Origin of the sequence: Xanthomonas sp. 3307, from assembly GCF_014199735.1 — a bacterium.
GTDB lineage: Bacteria > Pseudomonadota > Gammaproteobacteria > Xanthomonadales > Xanthomonadaceae > Xanthomonas_A > Xanthomonas_A rydalmerensis.
In genome coordinates, this window is sequence record NZ_JACHOG010000011.1 from 25947 (window position 1) to 44812 (window position 18866).

An 18866-nucleotide genomic window follows, 5' to 3' on the forward strand; every position below is an offset into this window, starting at 1 on the left:
GGCGCAGGCGAGGCGTCAGGAGAGATCGTGCAGATCCTTGCCCAGCACCGGTCCCAGGCTCCAGTCGGAGAAGCGGACGATCAATCCCTCGCGCTCCGGCGTGCAGGTCATCGGGCCGACGAGGTAAGAGGACGCAACCGGGAACGGACACAACCGCACCAGCGGCCAGTACTTCGCGTCGCGGGAGACCTGCAGGCGCAGCACCCCCTGGTCCACCGTGGCGCGCATCCAGAAGTCCGATGCGTCCGCTTCGTACGGGCCGGTGGCCCAGTCCGAGCGGCCGTCGGTCAACACGCTGCTGAGCATCGGCCGTCCATCGCTCAGTTCGATACCGGCCTTCACCCAACGCCGCTCGTCGACTCGGACCATGAGGCCGGCCTGATCGTAGAGCTGCTCGAATTTTCCGCGGACGCGGAGCTGGCAGGTGAAGCGCGCGGGCGCGGCGATGCCGAGGAAGTGCCCGCTGTCGCGGGTGAACCCGTAGTGGGTTTCGCGCCAGAAGTCGCTGCCCTTGTCGGTGACGACCTCGAGCACGCCGCCGGGCAGGATCCGATGGACCTTCGGTGCATTGAGCCAGGTGCCCGCCTCCCAACCGGAAGGCGCCACCGCGCGCGCCCCGGTGGCCAGCACGACGCCACCGGCGGCGAGGCCGCCCAAGGTCGCCCGGCGGCCGATATCCACGTCCCTCTCTCCGGAATTCGCCATCGTCCTGCTCCTCACGTCGCTGCTTCGGAGGCGCCATCGCTGCGATGGTCTTCGTCGACCTCATTGGCGAATTTGTACATCCGTTCCAATTGAGGTGTCAACCGCGAACTGCGATCATCGACCTTCGTCGAAACAGCGTTGGACAGGCATGAGCGGCAGGACCTGGCGCCAGGATCCGCACCGGAAGGAAGCGATCGAGCAGGCCGCGCTGCGGGTGATCCTGGAGCACGGCGTCGCGGGCACCACGTTCCGCAAGGTCGCCGAGGCAGCCGGCGTTCCGCTCAGCGCCACCACGTATTACTTCGGTTCGATGCACGCGCTGCTGGTGGCCGCGTTCACCCGTTTCTCCCAGGACGTGTCCACCGACTTCGCCGCCGAAATCCGCGCCGCGCAGAACCACGCGCAGGCCTGCGAGGCGGTGGTGAACATCATCTTCGCCGAGGGGACGGCGTCCCCACGCGTGCTGCTGCTGAGCTACGAGCTGTATGCCTTCGCCCGCCGGCATCCGGAGATGACCGCGATCATGCAGCAGTGGATGGCCAGGAGCCGGGCGGCCCTAGAAACGCATTTCTCCGCTACGGCATCCGCCGCCATCGACGCCTTCATCGAAGGCGCGACGATCCACCGCTCGGTCGTGCCCATGGACAGACGGCGGGTGCACGATGCGATCGAGAAGCTCGCCGCGCTGTAAAGAGTGGTCGCGGGAGCAAAGCGCGTTGCAGCCGGCGATGGCACGCCCGAATCAGGACTTCGTTGTTCTGAAAGAACCGGATGCCCGCCCAAACAATGCACCTCACCCGCCTGAACGGGGCGTTTAATTTATGCACTAGTTAGTTTGGGATTCAGGGCGAGTTCGGGTCGCTAACGGATAATTTACATATCGGCAGCGAACGGCCCCACGCCTCAGCGCCGACAACCAATAACGAAGGTACCCGATTATGAAGACCTCTCTGCTTGCTCTCGGCCTCCTGGCCACCCTGCCGTTCGCCGCTTCGGCTGCCGAAGGCCTTTCCTACAACTACGCCGAAGCCGGCTACGTCAAGACCGACGCCAACGGCGGCGACGCCGACGGTTGGGCGGTGAAGGGTTCCTACGCGTTCCACCCGAACTTCAGCGTGTTCGGCGACTTCAACCGCCAGAAGACCGACTTCGGCGACGTGCGCGTCGACCAGTGGCGCGTCGGCGCCGGCTACAACCACGAGATCGCGACCAGCACCGACCTGGTGACCCGCGTGGCCTACAACCGTTTCGCCCCGGAATACGGCACCAAGTTCAACGGCTGGAGCGCCGAAGCGGGTATCCGCACCGCGTTCAACCCGTACCTGGAAGTCTATGTCCTGGGTGGTTACGAGGACTACCTGAAGAAGGACGGCATCAATCCGGAAGGCGAGTTCTACGGCCGTCTGGGTGCCCAGGCCAAGCTGAACCAGAACTGGGGCCTGAGCGCCGACCTGAAGATGGACCGCAACGGCGACAAGGAATGGTTCGTCGGCCCGCGCTTCAGCTGGTAAGCGTTGCCTAGCGCTGCGCGCGTCGTCTCTCTCTCCCGCCGCGCGCGGTTCGGAAAGCCCGGTCCCACGACCGGGCTTTTTTTTGCCTGTCGATCCGGCCGTCGTCCATTACGCGCTGGCGTGCAGATACGCAAACGCCCGGCCAGGCCGGGCGTTTTCGTTTCCGGCAGTGGGCCGGATCAACTGAACAGGGTGGTCGGGTACTCGGGCTTCTGTTCGCGCGCCAGCAACTGCTGCAGGCCGACCGCCGGGGTCAGTTCGCCGTGCAGGACCGCGCGCACCGCATTGGAGATCGGCAGATCGATGCCGTGGCGCTCGGCCTGGCGCATCACCTCGTCGGCGGTCTGCACCGACTCGACCACCTGCCCGATCGCACGCACCGCCTCCTGCAGCGGCTGCCCACGCCCCAGCGCCAGACCCAGCCGGCGGTTGCGCGACAGGTCGCCGGTACAGGTGAGCACCAGGTCGCCGAGTCCGGCCAGGCCCATCAGGGTTTCAGGCTTGGCGCCGATCGCCGCGGCCAGCCGCAGCATCTCGTTGAGGCCACGGGTGATCAGGCCGGCACGGGCATTGAGGCCCAGCTCCATGCCGTCGGCCACGCCGGTGGCCACCGCCAGCACGTTCTTCATCGCCCCGCCCAGCTCGGCGCCGACCATGTCGTCGCCGGTATAGGCGCGGAAGGTCGGGCCGTGCATCGCGTCGGCAACCTGCTGCGCGAACGCGGCATCGCCGTGCACGGTCACCGCGGTCGGCAGGTCCAGGGCCACTTCCTTGGCGAAGGACGGGCCGGTGACCACCGCCAGCGGCACCGCCTCGCCGAGGATCTCCTGCGCCACTTCGTGCAGGAAACGCCCCGACCCGGGCTCGAAACCCTTGGTCGCCCAGGCCACGCCGGCTGGTGACGGGCGCAGCGGCGCCAGCTGGCGCAGGGTCTCGGTGAACGCATGCGACGGCACCACGACCAGGATCCAGTCGGCGCCGTCGATGGCCGCCGCCAGGTCGGTGGTGGCCTGCAGGCCCTCCGGCAGCGCGATCCCCGGCAGATAGCGCGGGTTCTCGTGGCGCTGCTCGATGGCCTCGGCGATCACGGCATCGCGGCCCCACAGCACGGTCGGATACCCGTGCCGCGCGGTGAGCGACGCCAGCGCCGTGCCCCAGGACCCGGCGCCGAGGACGGCGATCTTCTTCTTGGCGTTATCGCGCATGCGCAACGGCGAACGCGCTCAGGCGTTGCCGGCCGGCTCCGAATCGGCCAGCGACTGGCCTTCGCCCTGCTGCGCGCGCTGGCGCAGGGTCTCGGCGTACAGGGCCTCGAAGTTGATTGGCTGCAGGAAGAACGGCGGGAAGCCGCCGGCCTGGATCAGGTCGCTGACCAGCGAACGCACGTACGGGAACAGGATGCTCGGGCACTGGGTGCCGAGCAGCACGTCCACCGCCTGCGGGTCCAGGCCGACCAGGCCGAACACGCCGGCCTGCTGCACTTCGGCCACGTAGGCGGTCTTGCCGCCGGCGGTGCAGGTCAGGGTCACGGCCAGCACGACTTCGAAGGCCTGCTCGTTCAGCTGCTGCACGCGCTGGTTGAGGTTGAGCTGCAGTTCCGGCTGGGCGTTGTCGTTGAACACCGACGGCGCGTTGGGGGACTCGAAGGACACGTCCTTGACGTAGATCTTCTCGATGGTGAAAGCGGGGCCGGCCGCGGCGTCGGCCGGCGCCGCGGCGCCGTTGTTGGTGAGGTCGGACATTGCGTGACTCCGGTGGATTCGGTGACAGAAAGAAACGGGATTATCACACGCCGGCCGCGACCCTCGGGTCCGGCCGGACGCGGTCTCAGCGGCCCTTGACCAGCGGCAGCTCGGCCTGCTGCCAGGCGGCGATGCCGCCCTCCAGCACGTAGACCTGCTCGAAGCCGGCCTTCTTCAACTGCTTGGCGGCGCCGTCGGCAGTGGTGCCGGTGCGGCAGACCAAGACCACCGGCTGCGCCTTGGCGTTGGCCACCAGCTTGTGCTCGGGGCCGAACTGGCTGGCGGTGGCATTGCGGCTGCCGGCAATGTGACCCTTCTCGAAATCGGCCGAGGCCGACAGGTCGACCAGCACCGCGTTGCCGGCGTTGATTAGGCGGGTCAGCTCGGCCGGCCGCAGGCTCTTGTAGCCACGGAACAGGCGCGCCACTTCGGTGACGATCAGGGCGATGGTGAGGCCCACCAGGGCCAGGGCCAGCATCGGGTTGCGGCCGGCGAAGGCCAGCAGTTCTTCGAAGTTCACGGGACTCGGGGGCGGGAAGCGGGCGCCGATTGTCGCACAGCTCGGCGACCGCGCTACTGGCCGTTCCACAGGTCCGGCAGGCCGTCCTGCAGCCACCAGGTCTTGACCTCGGGATCCCAGCGCCAGCGCTCGCGGTAGCGGACGATGCGTTCGGCCTGGGTATTGCGGTTGATCACGCCCAGTTCGATCTCGCGCAGCGCCTCGCCGTCGCCCACCGCGGCGCCGCCGACCTTGTAGGAGGAGACCTGGATCTGCCGGTAGCGCTCCAGTTGCAGGTCGGTCAGCGGGTGCGCCTGGCGGTAGGCCGGATCCACGACCTGCCAGGCGGTTTCGAACTCGCTCCAGCGGACCGCGGCGGCGTAAGCGGTCTGCAGGTCGTCGAGCTTGCGCTGTTGCGCGCGGCTGCCGGCCACGGCCGCGCCGGTCCAGCCCAGCAGCAACAGCAGCGCGAGGGCGCGGAACATCGAAGGCATGGTGGCGTCCAGGTGGCGGCGCGCGGGGCGCGCGATCCGCGCATCCTACCCCTTGGCGATGGCCACGAAGCGACCGCTCAGGGTCGCTGCCGCCGCCTCGCCGGGGACACCGACCTGGGCCTGGATGCCGATGCGGGCACGGCCGCGCTGGCGGAAGGTGTTCACGAACACGTCCCAGTCGCCCTCGGGGTCGGCATTGGCCTGGGCGTGCAGATCGGCGTACAGCGGCGCCAGATAGCGCACCTGGCTGTCGGCGACATAGACGTCGGCCTGCAGGCCGGCCCGGTGCAGTTCGCAGTTGACCAGCCCCCAGCCGGCCAGGGTCATCACCGAGCCCAGGCTGCCGCCGAAAGCGTTGCCCTTGTCGTTGATGTTGGCCGCCAGCGGTGCGACCAGCTGCAGGCGCTGGTCGGCATAGCCGTGCACGGCGACCTGCAGTGCGGCCACCGGCGGCATGGCCTGGAACTGCCGCTGCAACTGCTGCAGGAACGCCTCGAAGGAAAGATCCGCTGCCATGGTGCGATTGTGCTGCCGGTGGGGGCTCGCATAATGCCTGGCATGAGCGCGCATGCAACCGCCGCCCCGACCTGGACCCTGATCTCGCTGCGCCCGCAGGGCGAGCACGCGCCGCTGCGGCGGGCGGCGGCGCGCTGCGGCGGACGCGTGCTGGCGGTGTCGCCGTGGCAGCTGCGGGCGCGCGCCGATCCCGCCACCCGTGCGGCCCTGGCCGCGGCGCTGGACGCGCCGCGGGTCATCGTCAGCAGCCCGGCGGCGGTGCGCGCGGCAGCGGCGCTGCAGCCGCTGGCGGCACGTCCAGGCCAGTGCTGGCTGGCGGTGGGTGCCGGCACGGCGCGCGCGCTGCGCCAGCACGGCATCGCCGAGGTGGCGACGCCGGCGCGGATGGACAGCGACGGCCTGCTGGCGCTGCCGGCACTGGCCGCGCGCGACCTGCCGGTGGGACTGATCACCGCCCCCGGCGGCCGCGGCCTGATCGCCGCGCATCTGCAGGCGCGCGGCACCCCGCTGCTGCGCGCCGACGTCTATGTCCGCGAACCGGTGCAACTGCGCCCGGCCGACCTGGCCCGCCTGCGTGCGGCGCCGCCCGGGGTGCTGGCCTTGAGCAGCGGCGAGGCGCTGCAACAGGTGCTGGCGCAGTTGCCCGAGGACCTGGCGAAGGCCTGGCGCGCGCGGCCGGTGATCGCGGCCAGCGCGCGCCTGGCGACCCTGGCGGCGGACCTGGGATTCGTCGACGTCGCGCAGGCGGCCGGCCCGATGCCGCAGCAACTGGTGGCCGCCGCGGCAGCGATCGTAACGCGCTTGCCACCTCGCTGAACGCGGACCTGCGCCCGGGTTGCGGCCGCGGTGCCGATCACGCCATGCTCCGGCGGTGCCGCGCCGACCGCCGCCTTGCTCGCGACGGGCGACGGCCCTCAGGACGCTGCCGATGACCGACGAAATCCCGATCACGCCTCGCCGTTCCACACGCTGGATCTGGTTGCTGCTGGTACTCGCCACGCTGGCCGCGTTGGCGTTCGCCGGCTGGCGTGGCTGGGACTGGTGGCAGGCGCGCAGCGCGCGCGAACTGGCCCAGCAATCGGACCTGCAGCAGCAACTGCAGGCCTTGCAGCAGGCCCAGGACAGCCTGCGCCGCGACCAGCGCGCCACCGTGCAGCGGTTGCAGGACGCTGCCAGCACCAACCGCGTGCTGCGCGATGAGATGCTCGGCCTGAGCCAGCGCAGCGCGCTGCTGGAGGCCAATGTCGCCAAGCTCGCCGATTCCAACCGCCACGGTGCGCAGGCGCTGCGCCTGGACGAGGTCGAGTTGCTGCTCAACCAGGGCCAGCAGCGGCTGCTGCTGGCCGGCGATGCGGCCGGTGCGCGCCGCGCCTATGCCCTGGCCAGCGGTGTGCTGGACGGCATCGACGATCCGCAATTCCTCAACCTGCGCCAGGCGCTGCTGCAGGAACGCACCGCCCTGGACGCGCTGGGCGATGGGCCGCAGGCGCGCCTGGCGGCGCAACTGGATGCCTTCTCTGCCAGCCTCACCGCCCTGCCGACGCAATTGCCGGAAAACGCACAACAGCCGCTGTGGCAGCGCCTGCTGTCGCCGCTGGTGAAGATCCGCCCCTCGCAGGGCGGCGTGTTGGTCGCCAGCTCGGAGCGAGTTGCAGCCCACGATGCGCTGCAGCTGGACCTGACCCTGGCGCGCGCGGCGCTGGAACGCGGCGACACGCGCGGCTATCGCAGCGCACTGGCCGGCGCCGGGCGCTGGCTGTCGCGGCTGTGGCCGGAGTCGCCGCAACTGCGCGAACGCCGCGCCGCGCTGCGCACTCTGGCCAACGCTGATCTGCGCCCGACCATTCCCGAATTGGGAACCACCCTGCAGCAGTTGCGCGCGATGCGCGACGCAAGGAGCCCGTCATGAAATCCCTCCGTTCCCTGATCGTGCTGTTGATCGTCATCGCGCTGGGCGTGATCGGTGCGCAATGGCTGGGGCAGGACCAGGTGCGCCAGTTGGGCGAGGTGATCGTGCGCGTCGGCGGCACCGATTACATCGCCTCGCTCCCACAGGCGTCGTTGCTGCTGGTGATCGCGTTCCTGGCGCTGTGGCTGGTGTGGAACGTGCTCAGCTTCCCGTTCCGCGCCTGGGGTCGGCGCCGCCGCAAGCAGTCGCGCGCGCGCCTGCTCGATGGCCTGGCCGCCGCCCACGCCGGCCAGTGGACGCGGGCCGAGAAGCAACTCAACGCTGCCGCCGAGGACCCGGAGGTCACCGCCATCGCCCTGATCGCCGCGGTGCGCGCGGCCGATGCGCGTGGCGACCGCGAGGCGACCGAGCGCCACCTGCGGCGCCTGGCCGAACGCGATGCCGCCGCGCATGCACTGTTGCAGGCCGAACTGCACCTGGAGCAACAGCGTCCGGTCGATGCGATCAATGCGCTGGACGTGGCCGCGGCACAGCCGCTGCCGCCGCGCGGGCTGTTGCTGCGCACCGAGGCGCTGACCCGCATCGGCCGCGCCGGCGAGGCCTACGGCCAGCTCGGCGCGATCCGCCAGCAGCAGGCCTTGCCGCTGGAGGCGATCGCCACGCTGGAAACGCGTCTGGCCGCGGCCTCGCTGGACCAGGCCGGCGACGCCAATGCCCTGGCCGAACGCTGGGAAAGCCTGCCCAAGTCGCTGCGCAGCGAGCCGGCGGTGGTGGCCGCCTATGCGGTGCGCGCGGCGGCGCTGCGCTGGGACGATGCGGCGCTGCGCAGCCTGGAGCAGGCGCTGGACACGCGCTGGGACGAAGGCCTGGCCGCGCTGTACGGACGCCTGCCGGTGGAGAAGTACGATTCGCGTCGCGCCAGTGCGCAGCGCTGGCTGCAGGCGCATCCCGAGAGTCCGGCGCTGCTGCTGACCCTGGCGCGCCTGGCCCGCCACCAGCAGCAGTGGCCGCAGGCCGAGGAATTCCTGCATCGCGCGCTGGCGCTCGGCGCCGGTGCCGAAGCATGGGAAGTGTTCGGCGACGGCTATGCCGACGCCGGCGACATGCTCGCGGCGCAGCGCTGCTACGCCAATGCGCTGCGCGTGCAGCGCGGCGAACCCGCCCAGCCGCTACCCGAGCCGGTCGCCCTGGTGACCCCGATCGCGGCGGATCCGGACAGCACGGAACGCCGCGACGACCATGGGTTCCCGCGGCTGGAAGGCTGAGTACGGTACGACCGCGAGCGTAGGAGCGGCGCGCTCGTCCCTTCGGGATCAGCCGCGAGGCGCACGATCTGGAATGCCCGCCGTGGCGAAAGGGCGTCCCTGATCACCTGCTTCGCCACACTCAAGCAGCATGCGGTGTGCTGCTTGGCGCGACGGGCGTTCCTGGTAGAGCCCGTCGCGGCTGAAGCCGCTCCTACAAGACCCCCGGCGCGTCCTGCTGGTCGCTGGCGAAAACGCATGCTGGATGCCACCAGACGCGGCGGCACACCCGCATCGCATCGCTCCGGGACCGACGCGCAACTGCAACGACCCCAGGAGCGCGGCAGGATGCAAGGTTAACGGCGTGTGGCCATGGCCGCCGCGCCTCGATCATCCGGGCCAGGACTCGATCATCCGGGCCAGGAGCCGTATAGCGCCCGATGGGACCGGCCGACTGCCCGCGCCCGCTCGCTCAGCGCCGCAAGGCCGGCGGCAGTGCCGGCAGGCGCGCCAGGAACGCGGGCGCCAGGCCCTTGTAGCGTGCATAGCGCTCGTCCATGCGCCGTGGCACCAGGATGCGTGCGCCGAACATGCCCCAGATCAGCATCACCAGGAACACGGCGCCTCCCAGCCAGAACCCGCCCTCGTCGCCGACGGCGAATCCCAGCACCGGACCCACCAGGAAGGCAGCGGCGCTCAACAGGATGAACCGGTTGCGCCGGCGGCGGTGCTCCGCGCACATCCCCAGCACGTGGCTGCTGCGCTTGCGCGCGACCAACGCCGCGATCGCATAGACCAGGATGCTCACCAGGATCAGTGCGTACCAGCCTGGCGCGTGCCAGTAGAAGGTGCGCTTCTTCAGCTCGTCGTTGCGTAGCGCCACGCCGCACTTCACGCAATGCGGCGGGAACGGCGCGTCGCGCAGGCACAGCAGTTCGTTGCCGTCGCGCCATAGCGTCTCGCCCGGCAGCGGCGGCGGCAGGCTGGACGAGGTGGCGACGCTTGGCGCCTGGTATGGATTGAAACTGCCCTGCTCGGTCATGGCCTGCGCCCCCTGCGCGCCGTGTCGCCCGCGTGGCGCGGACGAATCGGCGGGCATGGTAGCGCGGCCGATGCACGCCATGAGCGCCTTCGATCGGACGGCGTCAGGAGTGGCCGGCGGCCGAGACCGGCGCGTGGGACGAGCACGGGCGCATGCTCACGCACGGCCCGCGGACGCGCTCAGCGTTCGACGATCGCCACCACGCCCATGCCGCCGGCGGTGCAGATCGAGATCAGCGCGCGGCCACCGCCGCGTTCGACCAACTGCTTGGCGACGGTGGCGACGATGCGCGCGCCGGTGGCGGCAAAAGGGTGGCCAGTGGCCAGCGACGAGCCCACCGGATTGATCTTGGCAGGGTCGATCTGCCCCAGCGGCGCGTCCAGGCCAAGCCGGGTGCGGCAGTAATCCTCGCTCTCCCAGGCGCGCAACGTGCACAGCACCTGCGCGGCAAAAGCTTCGTGGATCTCGTAGATGTCGAAGTCCTGCAGGCGCAGGCCATGGCGCTTGAGCATCTCCGGCACGGCCACGGTCGGGGCCATCAGCAGGCCTTCGCCGTGCACGAAATCCACGGCCGACACCTGCGCATCGCGCAGATAGGCCATCGGCACATGGCCATGCGCCTGCGCCCATTCTTCCGAGGCCAGCAGCACCGCGGCGGCGCCATCGGTCAGCGGGGTCGAATTGGCCGCGGTCAGGGTGCCGCGGCCGCTGATCTTGTCGAACGCCGGCTTCAGCGTGGCCAGCTTCTCCAGCGAGGTGTCCGCGCGCAGGATGTTGTCGCGCTCCACGCCGCGGAACGGCGCGATCAGGTCGGCGAAGAAGCCGTGCTCGTAGGCGGCGGCCAGCTTGTGGTGCGAGGACACCGCCCAGGCGTCCTGCGAATCGCGGGAGATGTTCCACTGCTTGGCCATGTCCTCGCAGTGGTCGCCCATGCTCTTGCCGGTGCGCGGCTCGGCCACCCCGGGGAACTCGGGCTTGAGCTCGGCGAACTTGAAGCCGCGGGTCAGCGCGCGCAGCTTGTCGCCGGCACTCTTGGCGCGGTTGGCCGCCAGCAGCCGCGCGCGCAGCTTCTTGCCGTAGACGATCGGCACTTCGGAGGTGGTGTCCGAGCCGCCGCCGATGCCCGACTCGATCTGCCCCAGCGCGATCTTGTTGGCCACGGTGATGATGCTGTCCAGGCTGGTGCCGCAGGCGCGCTGCAGGGTGATGCCCGGGGTCAGCGGCGACAGCCCGGAGGACAGCGCGGCCTCGCGGCCCAGGTTCCAGTCGCTGGAATGCTTGATCACCGCACCCATCGCCACTTCGCCCAGCTGCTGCCCATGCAAGCCGTAACGCTCGACCAGCGCGCCCAGCGTGCGCACCGACATGCCGAGGTTCCCGACATCCGCATACGCCGTGTTCTGCCGGCAAAACGGAATGCGGACGCCGCCGAGAATGGCGACGGGACGGGCTGCTGGCATGGGATTACCTCGCGCGAGGGGAGTCGGGGACATGGCCTGCACGTTAGCGCAGGCATAATGAAGCGAGTGTAGCTATGCGCCCGCGACGGGCCAACCGCCAATCCCCATGACCGAAGCCTTCGCCAACAGCCATGCCCGCGGGGTCATCGCCCTGGAACTGTCCTCCGGGCGCGAACCGGCGCATCCGGCGCTGCCGCACACCCAGGCCGCCGAACTGGCCGAGAAGGTCGGCCGCGACCTGGCACAGCTGGTGCCGGCGGTGCGCGATCTGGAGCTGAGCCTGGCCGGCGCGCATTTCGACCCGGCCGAAGCATTGCGACCGGGCTGGCCGCTGCACCGGCGCCTGGAAGAACTCAGCGCTCGTGCGCCAGGCCGCGCCGATGGCCCGCGCCTGCTGGCCTTCGGCACCGATGCCGACGGCAGTGTGCCGCTGCCATTCCAGGCCGACGCCGGTCTGCGCGGCGGCGCGCTGCGGATCGTGCCCTTCCTGCTCAGCGGCCCCGACGACACCGTGCAGGCGGTGGCCGCGGCGCTGGAGGAGGTGCTGCTGGCGCAGGGCATGGCCCAGGCCGACACCGCGCTGCTGGCGCAGCAGGGCTTTGGCGCGCAGGTCGAGCACGCCCGCTACCTGACCGGCAACGACCTGGCGGCGATGATGTCGATGCAGTACGACAACCAGGGCCTGGCGCCGCTGTGGCCGTTGATCGAGACCGCACTGCTGGCGCCGGACCAGGAAGAATGGCTGCAGGCCCCGCCCGAGCCGCTGCTGCGCTACCGCGGCGGCGAGGTGCGCATGGCCCTGTTCGATCCGGCCAGCTGGTGCGCGCACTACGCCTACGACCGCCAGGATTGCGAACGCCTGCAACGGGTCTACGAGCAGTATCTGGCCCGGCAGCGGCAACTGGCCGCGGTGCTGGAGGCCCACGGCCTGCCGGTGCTGTACGTGCACTGCGAGAGCGGGCAGGACGCGAAGCAGGCGCTGTTGGCGGCCTGAGCCGCGTTGGCATGGCGCCGGGACGTGCACCGCCCGGCCGGAGTACGCGGACCGACCTGCCCTTCGAGCGGACACGCGCTACGTCGACACGACGGTCCCGGTCCAGCTACAGGACCGACATGGCGACATGGCCAGATGTGGGCGGACATCGGCATGTCGCATCATCCGTGGCATTGTCTGAGCACCGCGGCGTTGTCGCGGTGTACCCGTGCCTGATTCTTAGCGAGAACATCCATGCACAACGTACTGACGGTGGAGACGCTGTGCGCACGCCAGCAGGCGGGCGAACACCTCACGTTCGTCTACTTCTGGGGGCACACACCGAAGCAGGCCGGCGCCATCGACCGCAGTTGCTTCAGCCAATGGTTCGAGGCGCCCTTCGTGCTCGATTCGGTGTCCTACCCGACGGCCGAGCACTACATGATGGCCGGGAAGGCGCGGCTATTCGGCGATCACGCAGCCTGCGCCCGCATTCTGGCCGCATCCCATCCAAAGGAAGCCAAGGCGATCGGGCGGGAGATCCACGGTTTCGATGAACCGACCTGGCGCGACGCCCGCATGCAGTTGGTCATCGAGGGCAACCTGGGCAAGTTCGGCCAGCATGCGGCGCTGAAAGCCTTCCTGTTCGGGACCGGGGATCACGTGTTGGTCGAAGCCAGCCCGGTCGACCGGATCTGGGGCATCGGCCTGGCCGCGGACGACCCGCGCGCAGCCGACCCGAGGACGTGGCAGGGCGAGAATCTGCTGGGCTTCGCCCTGATGCAGGTCCGCCAGCAGCTGGCGGAATCAGGTCATCACTGATCGCGGCGCTGCTGCATCACCAAGACGCGGCCGCCGCGCCGCCGATTGCCCAGCGGCGTTGAGGCAGGTCGACATCCAATGCCCGGGGACACCGGCGCCCGCACACGCGGACGCCGGCATCGTGACCATCCAGCGGTTGCTTACTGCGCCGGCGCGGCCGCGGCGTCGCCCTTGATCACGCCGCAGGCCAAACGGCCGCCGGCGTTGCCGGTGGGCTGGCTCTTGTAGTCGTCCGGGTCGGCGTGGACGATCACCGCGTGGTTGAGGATGTCGAAACCATCGCCCTTGCCGATGTTGACGTTGTTGGACACCGCCGCATCGATGGTCGCCTTGCCCTCGGCATCGGCCTTGAGGTTCGGCATGTCGCCGCCGTGGTGCGGATCGCTGCCGACCTGGCCGTGCTCGGTCTTGGCCGGGTTGAAGTGGCCGCCGGCGCTGCTGCCGTCGGGCGCGCTGCAATCGCCGAACTCGTGGATGTGGAAGCCGTGCTCGCTGTTGGGCTTGAGCCCGGTGATGGTGCCGGTGACGTGCACGGCGCCGTCGACGGTGGTGAACTTGACCTCGCCGGCCACTTCGTTGCCCTGGGTCGGGCTGAGCGAGGCGCTGGCGCTGCCGGTGGCATTGGACGTGGCCGGCGGTGCGCTCGCCGCGGGGGCGGCGGCGGGTTCGGGGGTCGCCGCTGGCGTGGTTGCCGGCTCTTCGCGCTTGCAGGCGCTCAGCGCCAGGGTGGTGGCCAGGAACAACAGACTGGGAAGGGTACGACGCACGGGGGTTCTCCTTCGTTGCAGAGCCGCAGGATGCGGACGGACCTCCCAGGCGGACCCGGGCGGCAGTATCGAAGCGATGTCAGCGCAGCGGGCGAATCACGCCGCAGGCCACGCGTGCGCCGGCGTTGCCGGCCGGTTGGCTGCGGTAGTCGTCCGGATCGGCATGCGCCACCAGCGCGCGGCCGACGATGTCGTTGGCCGCGCCGCCGCCGAGCACCACGCCATGCAGCAGCACGTCGATCTGCGCGGTGCCATCGGCATTGGCGTTGAGGTTGTCCATGTCGCCGGCATGGTGCGGGCCGTTGCCGGCGCGGCCATGCGGTGCCCCGAGCGGATTGAAGTGGCCGCCGGCGCTGCTGGCATCGGCCGCGCTGCAATCGCCGCGCTCGTGCACGTGGAAGGCGAAGCTGCGGTTGGGCTGCAGGCCGCCGAGCGTGCCGGTGATGCGCACGCCACCCGCGGCCGCGACCAGCGACAGCTTGCCGCTGACCAAACTGCCGGAGGCAGGCGCCAGCACAGCCTGCGCCTGCTGCACCGTACCGGCGCTGGGCAACGGCGGCGCCTTGGGCGGCGGTGGCGGCGCCTTGGGCGGCGCGCTGCTGCACGCGGCCAGCATCAACAAGGCGCTCGCGGCGAGGGGCAATCCATAACGCATCGACATCGACTCCTGTGTCAGGGCGAAACTAGAGGGGCAGCCGTGCAGACCTCATGAAGGCGCACGGGGCGCAGTCTAATCGGCGGGATTGGGGATTGGGGATTGGGGATTCGCAAAAGCGGGCGCCATGCAGCTCGGTGCACGGCCCTGTCACGCCATGCCGCAGCAAGCGTTCCACGCAGCGGGAGGCACCCGTCCGGGCACGGGACGTCGCCGTTGCGAATCCCCAATCCCCAATCCCCAATCCCCCAATCCCCAATCCCGCTCTTCAGCGCCGGCGCCGCCCGGGCCCGAGTTTGCGGGTGACGGTGTTGCGGCCCACGCCCAGGCGGGCGGCGGCCTCGGCGCGGCGGCCCTGGGTGAAGCGCAGCGCCACTTCCAGCAGCGCCTTGTCGAAGCGTTCGCGGGCTTCGGCATGCAGGCCCTCGGCGCCGTCGGACAGGCGCTGCTGCGCCCAGGCCGACAGCTGCGTGTCCCACTCGCCGCCGTCGCCGCTGCGCTCGCGGCGGCCGCCGCGCAGCAGGGCGGCCTCGACGTCGCCGGCATCGATGATCTCCGCCGGCGCCAGCGCGGCCAGGCGCCAGCACACGTTCTCCAGTTCGCGCACGTTGCCCGGCCACGGATAGGCACGCAGCGCGTCCAGCGCCGCCGGCGCCAGCCGCTTGGGCGGGGTGTCGAGCTTGCGCGCGGCCATCGCCAGGAAGTTCTCGGCCAGTTGCGGCACGTCGGCGCGGCGCTCGCGCAACGGCGGCAACTGCAGCCGCACCACGTCCAGGCGGTGCAGCAGGTCGGCACGGAAGCGACCCTGTTCGACCAGGGCTTCCAGGTCCTGGTGGGTGGCGGCAATGACCCGCACATCGACCCGGATCAGTTCGCGTCCGCCGACGCGGAAGAATTCGTTCTCGGCCAGCACGCGCAGCAGCCGGGTCTGCAGCGGCAGCGGCATGTCGCCGATCTCGTCGAGGAACAGGGTGCCGCCGTCGGCCTGCTCGAAACGGCCGATGTGGCGGCGCTGGGCGCCGGTGAAGGCGCCGGCCTCGTGGCCGAACAGTTCGCTCTCCAGCAGTTCGGCCGGAATCGCGGCGGTGTTGAGCGCGACGAACGGCTTGCGCGCGCGCGGCGACTCGGTGTGCAGGGCATGCGCGACCAGTTCCTTGCCGGTACCGGTCTCGCCGTTGATCAGCACCGACAGCGGCGCCTGCGCCAGCCGGCCGATCGCGCGGAACAGCGCGCGCATCGCCGGGGTGTCGCCGATCAGTTCGGCGCTGCCCTGCCCGGCCGGCACCACCGCCGGCGTCGCGGCGATGGCACTGCCGGCATCGGGCAGCGCACGCGCGGCCAGCGCCACCGCATCGTCCAGGTCGAACGGCTTGGACAGGAACTCGTGGGCGCCGCCGCGGAACGCGCCGGCGGTGCTGGCCACGTCGGTGTAGGCGGACATCACGATCACCGGCAGTTGCGGATGCGCGGCCTTGAGCTTGTCCAGCAGCACCAGGCCGTCGTCGCCGGGCATGCGCACGTCGGTGAACAACAGGTCGGGCATGGGCCGCTGCGCCAGCGCCTGCAGCGCGGCGGCGGCGCTGTCGAAGCCGTCGACGCTGTAGCCGGCGTCGCGCAGCGCGGTGGACAACACGAAGCGCACCGAACGGTCGTCGTCGACCACCCAGATACGTTGCGTTCCTTGCAGGGAATCGGTCATCGCAGTGCTCCTAATCGGTATCCGCTGCGCGCTGCGGCAGCAGCAGGGTGAACACGGTGTGGCCGGGGCGGGAGCGGTAGGTCAGCGAGCCGGCATGCTCGCGCGCCACCTGCTGGGCCAGCGCCAGGCCCAGGCCGCTGCCTTCGGCGCGGCCGCTGACCAGCGGCAGGAACAGGTGTTCGGCCAGTTCCTCGGGCACGCCGCGGCCGTCGTCGACGATCTCCAAGCGCAGGCCGCGCGCATGCACGCGGTCGCGGATGCGCTGGCCATGTTCTACCCGCGTGCGCAGGGTGACCTGCGCGGCGCCGGCCTGGATCGCGTTGCGCACCAGGTTCCACACCGCCTGGGTGAGGCGGTCGGCATCGCCCAGGAATTCGGGGATGCTGGGGTCGTAGTCGCGCTGCAGGCGCACCGACCAGCCGCCTTCGTTCTCGGCCAGGCGCAGCACCCGTTCCAGCACCGCATGGATGTTGAGCATGGCGTGCGGCCGCGCCGGCGCCGGCGACAGCAACTGGTCGAGCAGGCTGTTGAGGCGCTCGATCTCGGCGCCGATCAGCTCGATCAGTTCGCGCTCGTCCTCGTCGCGGTGCTGGGCGCGGCGTGCCAGCAATTGCGCCGCCCCCTTGAGCCCGGCCAGCGGATTGCGCAGTTCGTGGGCCAGGCCCTTGAGCGCCGCGCTGAGCGCGTTCGGCAGGGCCTGCGCCGGATCCAGCGTGGGGAATTCGTCGACCGGATGCGCTTCCAACAGCCAGCCGCCATCGTCCAGCCGCGACAGCCAGCCCTCGGCGAAGCGTGGGGGCTCGCCGGGCACGGCCAGGGCCATGCGATGCAGGCGCAGCACGTCGCGTTCGTCGTTGCGCAGAAACCGCGCCAGCGCATCGCCCTGCACTTCCAGCGAGGCCAGCGGCTGGTCGAGCAGGCGCCGCACGCTGACCCCGAGCCAGCGTGCGAAGGCGGGATTGGCGCCGCGCAGGCGGCCGTCGGTATCGGCCCAGACCACCGGAGTGCCGAGCGCGGAAAGAGGGGGCGGCGTGATGTTCATGGCCATTGCACCAATGTAGTGCAAAGCCTGGCAGGCGGCACGGGCGAGCGGCGCATGGCGCGCACCCTGTCCATGCGGACGGCGCGGCGTATGGACGCTCCCGCGCCGGCTGGCGGTACTGCTCGGCCTTGGACCGCGCCGCAGAGAGCGGTGTTGCGACAACAGGGGGCTGTGGCGAGGCAAATGGCCACGCGGAATACCTCGATCGCTGGAGAATGGCCGGCGCTTCCCCCCAGGAAGCGCCGGCGAAGGCCGCGGTTGCGAGGGCCGGCCGCCAGGGCCGGCCGCACGCACTGCGACAAGGCCCGCGACCGCCGTCGCGGGCCGGCGAACCTCAGGACTCGTAGGCCGATTCGCCATGCGAGGTGATGTCCAGACCCTCGCGCTCGGCGTCTTCCGGCACGCGCAGGCCGATCACCAGCTTTGCGATCAGGAAGCCGACCACCGAGACCACGCCGATCCAGCCGACGGTGATCAGCACGCCTTCGGCCTGCACCAGCACCTGATGGCCCATGGTCACGCCCTCGGCGTAGCCCATGCCGCCCAGCGCCTTGTCGGTGAACACGCCGGTGAGGATCGCGCCGACGATGCCGCCGACGCCGTGCACCCCGAACACGTCCAGGGTGTCGTCGGCATTGAGCAGCTTCTTCAGCCCGGTCACGCCCCACACGCAGATCACGCCGGCGGCCACGCCGATCGCGATGGCGCCGAACGGCCCCACGGTGCCGGCGGCCGGGGTGATGCCGACCAGGCCGGCGACCATGCCCGAGGCCACGCCCAGCGCCGAGGACTTGCCCTTGACCACCTTCTCCGTCAGCGACCACGCCAGCACCGCCGCGGCGGTGGCCAGCAGGGTGTTGAGGAAGGCCAGCGCCGCGGTGGCGTTGGCTTCCAGCGCCGAGCCGGCGTTGAAGCCGAACCAGCCCACCCACAGCAGCGAAGCGCCGACGAAGGTCAGGGTCACGTTGTGCGGCTTCAGCGCGGTGTGGCCGAAGCCCAGGCGCTTGCCGACGAAGTAGGAACCGACCAGGCCGGCCACGCCGGCGTTGATGTGGACCACGGTGCCGCCGGCGAAATCCAGCGCGCCCTTGCCGAACAGGAAGCCCGGGGCCGACCACACCATGTGCGCCAGCGGCAGATAGCCGAAGGTGAACCAGATGACCACGAACAGCAGCACCGCGGCGAACTTCACCCGCTCGGCGAAGGCGCCGACGATCAGCGCGCCGGTAATGCCGGCGAAGGTCAGCTGGAAGGCGACGAACACGTACTCCGGCAGCTTGAAGCCCTTGGAGAAGGTGTCGGCCAGCGTGGTGGTGTCGACGCCGGTGAGCAGCGCCTTGTGCAGCGTGCCGATGAACGGACCGCCGTCGGCGAATGCCAGGCTATAGCCGTACACCACCCACAGCACCGCGATCAGCGAGAACACCACGCCGACCTGGATCAGCACCGACAGCACGTTCTTGGCGCGGACCATGCCGCCGTAGAACAACGCCAGGCCGGGCACCACCATCAGCAGCACCAGCAGCGTGGACGTGAGCATCCAGGCGACGTCGCCCTTGTCCACCACCGGCGCGGCCGCAGCCGGTGCCGGCGCGGCGGCCGGCGCGGGCGGCGGCGTCAGTTGTTCGGTGACCACATCCGGCGTCGGCGCCGGGCTGACTTCGGCCTGGGCGAAGGCGTTGCCGGGCACGCCGACCGCCATCGCGCTGACCAGCATCAGCATGCATACCGCGTAGAACCGGGCCTTCCACCCGGCGAACAGACCTGTCTTCATGAAGGGCTCCAA

Annotated in this window: 20 protein-coding genes; 7 read left to right on the forward strand and 13 right to left on the reverse strand. The window is 70.5% G+C overall.

What is annotated here, in order from left to right; all coding sequences use genetic code 11:
• Window positions 1-15 precede the first annotated feature (15 nt).
• Window positions 16-705, reverse strand: a complete 690-nt coding sequence (locus GGR64_RS19350) for a DUF1349 domain-containing protein (protein WP_160964658.1) — start codon at window positions 703-705, stop codon at window positions 16-18.
• A 94-nt stretch (window positions 706-799) separates the two neighbouring features.
• Between GGR64_RS19350 and GGR64_RS19355 the strand changes: the two genes are divergently transcribed.
• Together GGR64_RS19355 and GGR64_RS19360 are read left to right on the forward strand one after the other, a co-directional pair.
• Window positions 800-1396: a TetR family transcriptional regulator gene (locus tag GGR64_RS19355; RefSeq protein WP_326520380.1), complete on the forward strand. Its 597-nt coding sequence runs from the start codon at window positions 800-802 to the stop codon at window positions 1394-1396.
• Between the two features lie 247 nt (window positions 1397-1643).
• Complete coding sequence (locus GGR64_RS19360; RefSeq protein ID WP_048490709.1) at window positions 1644-2216, forward strand: Ax21 family protein; 573 nt, start codon at window positions 1644-1646, stop codon at window positions 2214-2216.
• Between the two features lie 179 nt (window positions 2217-2395).
• Here the strand turns inward: GGR64_RS19360 and GGR64_RS19365 are convergent, their stop codons facing one another.
• The 5 genes from GGR64_RS19365 to GGR64_RS19385 all read right to left on the reverse strand — a co-directional run bounded on the left by GGR64_RS19365 (window position 2396) and on the right by GGR64_RS19385 (window position 5467).
• Complete coding sequence (locus GGR64_RS19365; protein ID WP_160964660.1) at window positions 2396-3421, reverse strand: NAD(P)H-dependent glycerol-3-phosphate dehydrogenase; 1026 nt, start codon at window positions 3419-3421, stop codon at window positions 2396-2398.
• 18 nt (window positions 3422-3439) lie between these two features.
• On the reverse strand, window positions 3440-3958 hold the full coding sequence (secB, locus tag GGR64_RS19370; protein WP_017907745.1) for a protein-export chaperone SecB: 519 nt from the start codon (window positions 3956-3958) through the stop codon (window positions 3440-3442).
• Between the two features lie 85 nt (window positions 3959-4043).
• Complete coding sequence (locus GGR64_RS19375) at window positions 4044-4478, reverse strand: rhodanese-like domain-containing protein (RefSeq protein WP_019797227.1); 435 nt, start codon at window positions 4476-4478, stop codon at window positions 4044-4046.
• Window positions 4479-4531: 53 nt separating this feature from the next.
• A complete protein-coding gene (locus GGR64_RS19380; RefSeq protein WP_167087895.1) occupies window positions 4532-4951 on the reverse strand; it encodes a hypothetical protein in 420 nt (139 codons plus the stop codon).
• A 45-nt stretch (window positions 4952-4996) separates the two neighbouring features.
• Window positions 4997-5467, reverse strand: coding sequence for a YiiD C-terminal domain-containing protein (locus tag GGR64_RS19385; RefSeq protein WP_160964664.1), 471 nt, complete (start codon window positions 5465-5467; stop codon window positions 4997-4999).
• 33 nt (window positions 5468-5500) lie between these two features.
• Here GGR64_RS19385 and GGR64_RS19390 point away from each other — a divergent pair, with 33 nt between their 5' ends.
• The 3 genes from GGR64_RS19390 to GGR64_RS19400 all read left to right on the forward strand — a co-directional run bounded on the left by GGR64_RS19390 (window position 5501) and on the right by GGR64_RS19400 (window position 8641).
• Window positions 5501-6283 carry a uroporphyrinogen-III synthase gene (locus tag GGR64_RS19390; RefSeq protein WP_160964666.1) on the forward strand — a complete coding sequence of 261 codons (783 nt, stop codon included), beginning with the start codon at window positions 5501-5503 and terminating at the stop codon, window positions 6281-6283.
• Window positions 6284-6395: 112 nt separating this feature from the next.
• Complete coding sequence (locus GGR64_RS19395) at window positions 6396-7376, forward strand: uroporphyrinogen-III C-methyltransferase (RefSeq protein WP_184647875.1); 981 nt, start codon at window positions 6396-6398, stop codon at window positions 7374-7376.
• Window positions 7373-8641: a heme biosynthesis HemY N-terminal domain-containing protein gene (locus tag GGR64_RS19400; RefSeq protein ID WP_184647877.1), complete on the forward strand. Its 1269-nt coding sequence runs from the start codon at window positions 7373-7375 to the stop codon at window positions 8639-8641. Before GGR64_RS19395 ends, GGR64_RS19400 begins: the two co-directional genes overlap by 4 nt.
• A 451-nt stretch (window positions 8642-9092) precedes the next feature.
• Here the strand turns inward: GGR64_RS19400 and GGR64_RS19405 are convergent, their stop codons facing one another.
• Window positions 9093-9662, reverse strand: coding sequence for a hypothetical protein (locus GGR64_RS19405; RefSeq protein ID WP_160964672.1), 570 nt, complete (start codon window positions 9660-9662; stop codon window positions 9093-9095).
• Between the two features lie 179 nt (window positions 9663-9841).
• Complete coding sequence (locus GGR64_RS19410; RefSeq protein WP_184647879.1) at window positions 9842-11122, reverse strand: acetyl-CoA C-acetyltransferase; 1281 nt, start codon at window positions 11120-11122, stop codon at window positions 9842-9844.
• 106 nt (window positions 11123-11228) lie between these two features.
• Here GGR64_RS19410 and GGR64_RS19415 point away from each other — a divergent pair, with 106 nt between their 5' ends.
• Together GGR64_RS19415 and GGR64_RS19420 are read left to right on the forward strand one after the other, a co-directional pair.
• Complete coding sequence (locus GGR64_RS19415) at window positions 11229-12116, forward strand: hypothetical protein (protein ID WP_160964676.1); 888 nt, start codon at window positions 11229-11231, stop codon at window positions 12114-12116.
• 234 nt (window positions 12117-12350) lie between these two features.
• Window positions 12351-12917: an NADAR family protein gene (locus GGR64_RS19420; RefSeq protein WP_184647881.1), complete on the forward strand. Its 567-nt coding sequence runs from the start codon at window positions 12351-12353 to the stop codon at window positions 12915-12917.
• 140 nt (window positions 12918-13057) lie between these two features.
• On the opposite strand, the gene GGR64_RS19425 is transcribed toward GGR64_RS19420, so the two are convergent.
• From GGR64_RS19425 to amt, 5 genes are all read right to left on the reverse strand, one after another.
• Window positions 13058-13684 (reverse strand): superoxide dismutase family protein, encoded by a 627-nt coding sequence (locus GGR64_RS19425; RefSeq protein ID WP_160964680.1) that lies wholly within the window; start codon window positions 13682-13684, stop codon window positions 13058-13060.
• Window positions 13685-13763: 79 nt separating this feature from the next.
• Window positions 13764-14339: a superoxide dismutase family protein gene (locus GGR64_RS19430; protein ID WP_184647883.1), complete on the reverse strand. Its 576-nt coding sequence runs from the start codon at window positions 14337-14339 to the stop codon at window positions 13764-13766.
• Between the two features lie 268 nt (window positions 14340-14607).
• Window positions 14608-16038, reverse strand: a complete 1431-nt coding sequence (gene ntrC, locus GGR64_RS19435) for a nitrogen regulation protein NR(I) (RefSeq protein ID WP_160964684.1) — start codon at window positions 16036-16038, stop codon at window positions 14608-14610.
• Between the two features lie 10 nt (window positions 16039-16048).
• Window positions 16049-17080 (reverse strand): ATP-binding protein, encoded by a 1032-nt coding sequence (locus tag GGR64_RS19440; RefSeq protein ID WP_160964686.1) that lies wholly within the window; start codon window positions 17078-17080, stop codon window positions 16049-16051.
• Window positions 17081-17414: 334 nt separating this feature from the next.
• Window positions 17415-18854 carry an ammonium transporter gene (amt, locus tag GGR64_RS19445; RefSeq protein WP_160964688.1) on the reverse strand — a complete coding sequence of 480 codons (1440 nt, stop codon included), beginning with the start codon at window positions 18852-18854 and terminating at the stop codon, window positions 17415-17417.
• Window positions 18855-18866 lie beyond the last annotated feature (12 nt).

Excerpts from the sequence above, each read along its gene's own strand:
- GGR64_RS19350 (WP_160964658.1), bottom strand. The coding sequence starts at position 705 with ATGGCGAATTCCGGAGAGAGGGACGTGGATATCGGCCGCCGGGCGACC.
- GGR64_RS19360 (WP_048490709.1), top strand. The coding sequence starts at position 1,644 with ATGAAGACCTCTCTGCTTGCTCTCGGCCTCCTGGCCACCCTGCCGTTC.
- GGR64_RS19365 (WP_160964660.1), bottom strand. The coding sequence starts at position 3,421 with ATGCGCGATAACGCCAAGAAGAAGATCGCCGTCCTCGGCGCCGGGTCC.
- secB (WP_017907745.1), bottom strand. The coding sequence starts at position 3,958 with ATGTCCGACCTCACCAACAACGGCGCCGCGGCGCCGGCCGACGCCGCG.
- GGR64_RS19380 (WP_167087895.1), bottom strand. The coding sequence starts at position 4,951 with ATGCCTTCGATGTTCCGCGCCCTCGCGCTGCTGTTGCTGCTGGGCTGG.
- GGR64_RS19385 (WP_160964664.1), bottom strand. The coding sequence starts at position 5,467 with ATGGCAGCGGATCTTTCCTTCGAGGCGTTCCTGCAGCAGTTGCAGCGG.
- GGR64_RS19390 (WP_160964666.1), top strand. The coding sequence starts at position 5,501 with ATGCCTGGCATGAGCGCGCATGCAACCGCCGCCCCGACCTGGACCCTG.
- GGR64_RS19395 (WP_184647875.1), top strand. The coding sequence starts at position 6,396 with ATGACCGACGAAATCCCGATCACGCCTCGCCGTTCCACACGCTGGATC.
- GGR64_RS19400 (WP_184647877.1), top strand. The coding sequence starts at position 7,373 with ATGAAATCCCTCCGTTCCCTGATCGTGCTGTTGATCGTCATCGCGCTG.
- GGR64_RS19405 (WP_160964672.1), bottom strand. The coding sequence starts at position 9,662 with ATGACCGAGCAGGGCAGTTTCAATCCATACCAGGCGCCAAGCGTCGCC.
- GGR64_RS19410 (WP_184647879.1), bottom strand. The coding sequence starts at position 11,122 with ATGCCAGCAGCCCGTCCCGTCGCCATTCTCGGCGGCGTCCGCATTCCG.
- GGR64_RS19415 (WP_160964676.1), top strand. The coding sequence starts at position 11,229 with ATGACCGAAGCCTTCGCCAACAGCCATGCCCGCGGGGTCATCGCCCTG.
- GGR64_RS19420 (WP_184647881.1), top strand. The coding sequence starts at position 12,351 with ATGCACAACGTACTGACGGTGGAGACGCTGTGCGCACGCCAGCAGGCG.
- GGR64_RS19430 (WP_184647883.1), bottom strand. The coding sequence starts at position 14,339 with ATGCGTTATGGATTGCCCCTCGCCGCGAGCGCCTTGTTGATGCTGGCC.
- ntrC (WP_160964684.1), bottom strand. The coding sequence starts at position 16,038 with ATGACCGATTCCCTGCAAGGAACGCAACGTATCTGGGTGGTCGACGAC.
- GGR64_RS19440 (WP_160964686.1), bottom strand. The coding sequence starts at position 17,080 with ATGAACATCACGCCGCCCCCTCTTTCCGCGCTCGGCACTCCGGTGGTC.
- amt (WP_160964688.1), bottom strand. The coding sequence starts at position 18,854 with ATGAAGACAGGTCTGTTCGCCGGGTGGAAGGCCCGGTTCTACGCGGTA.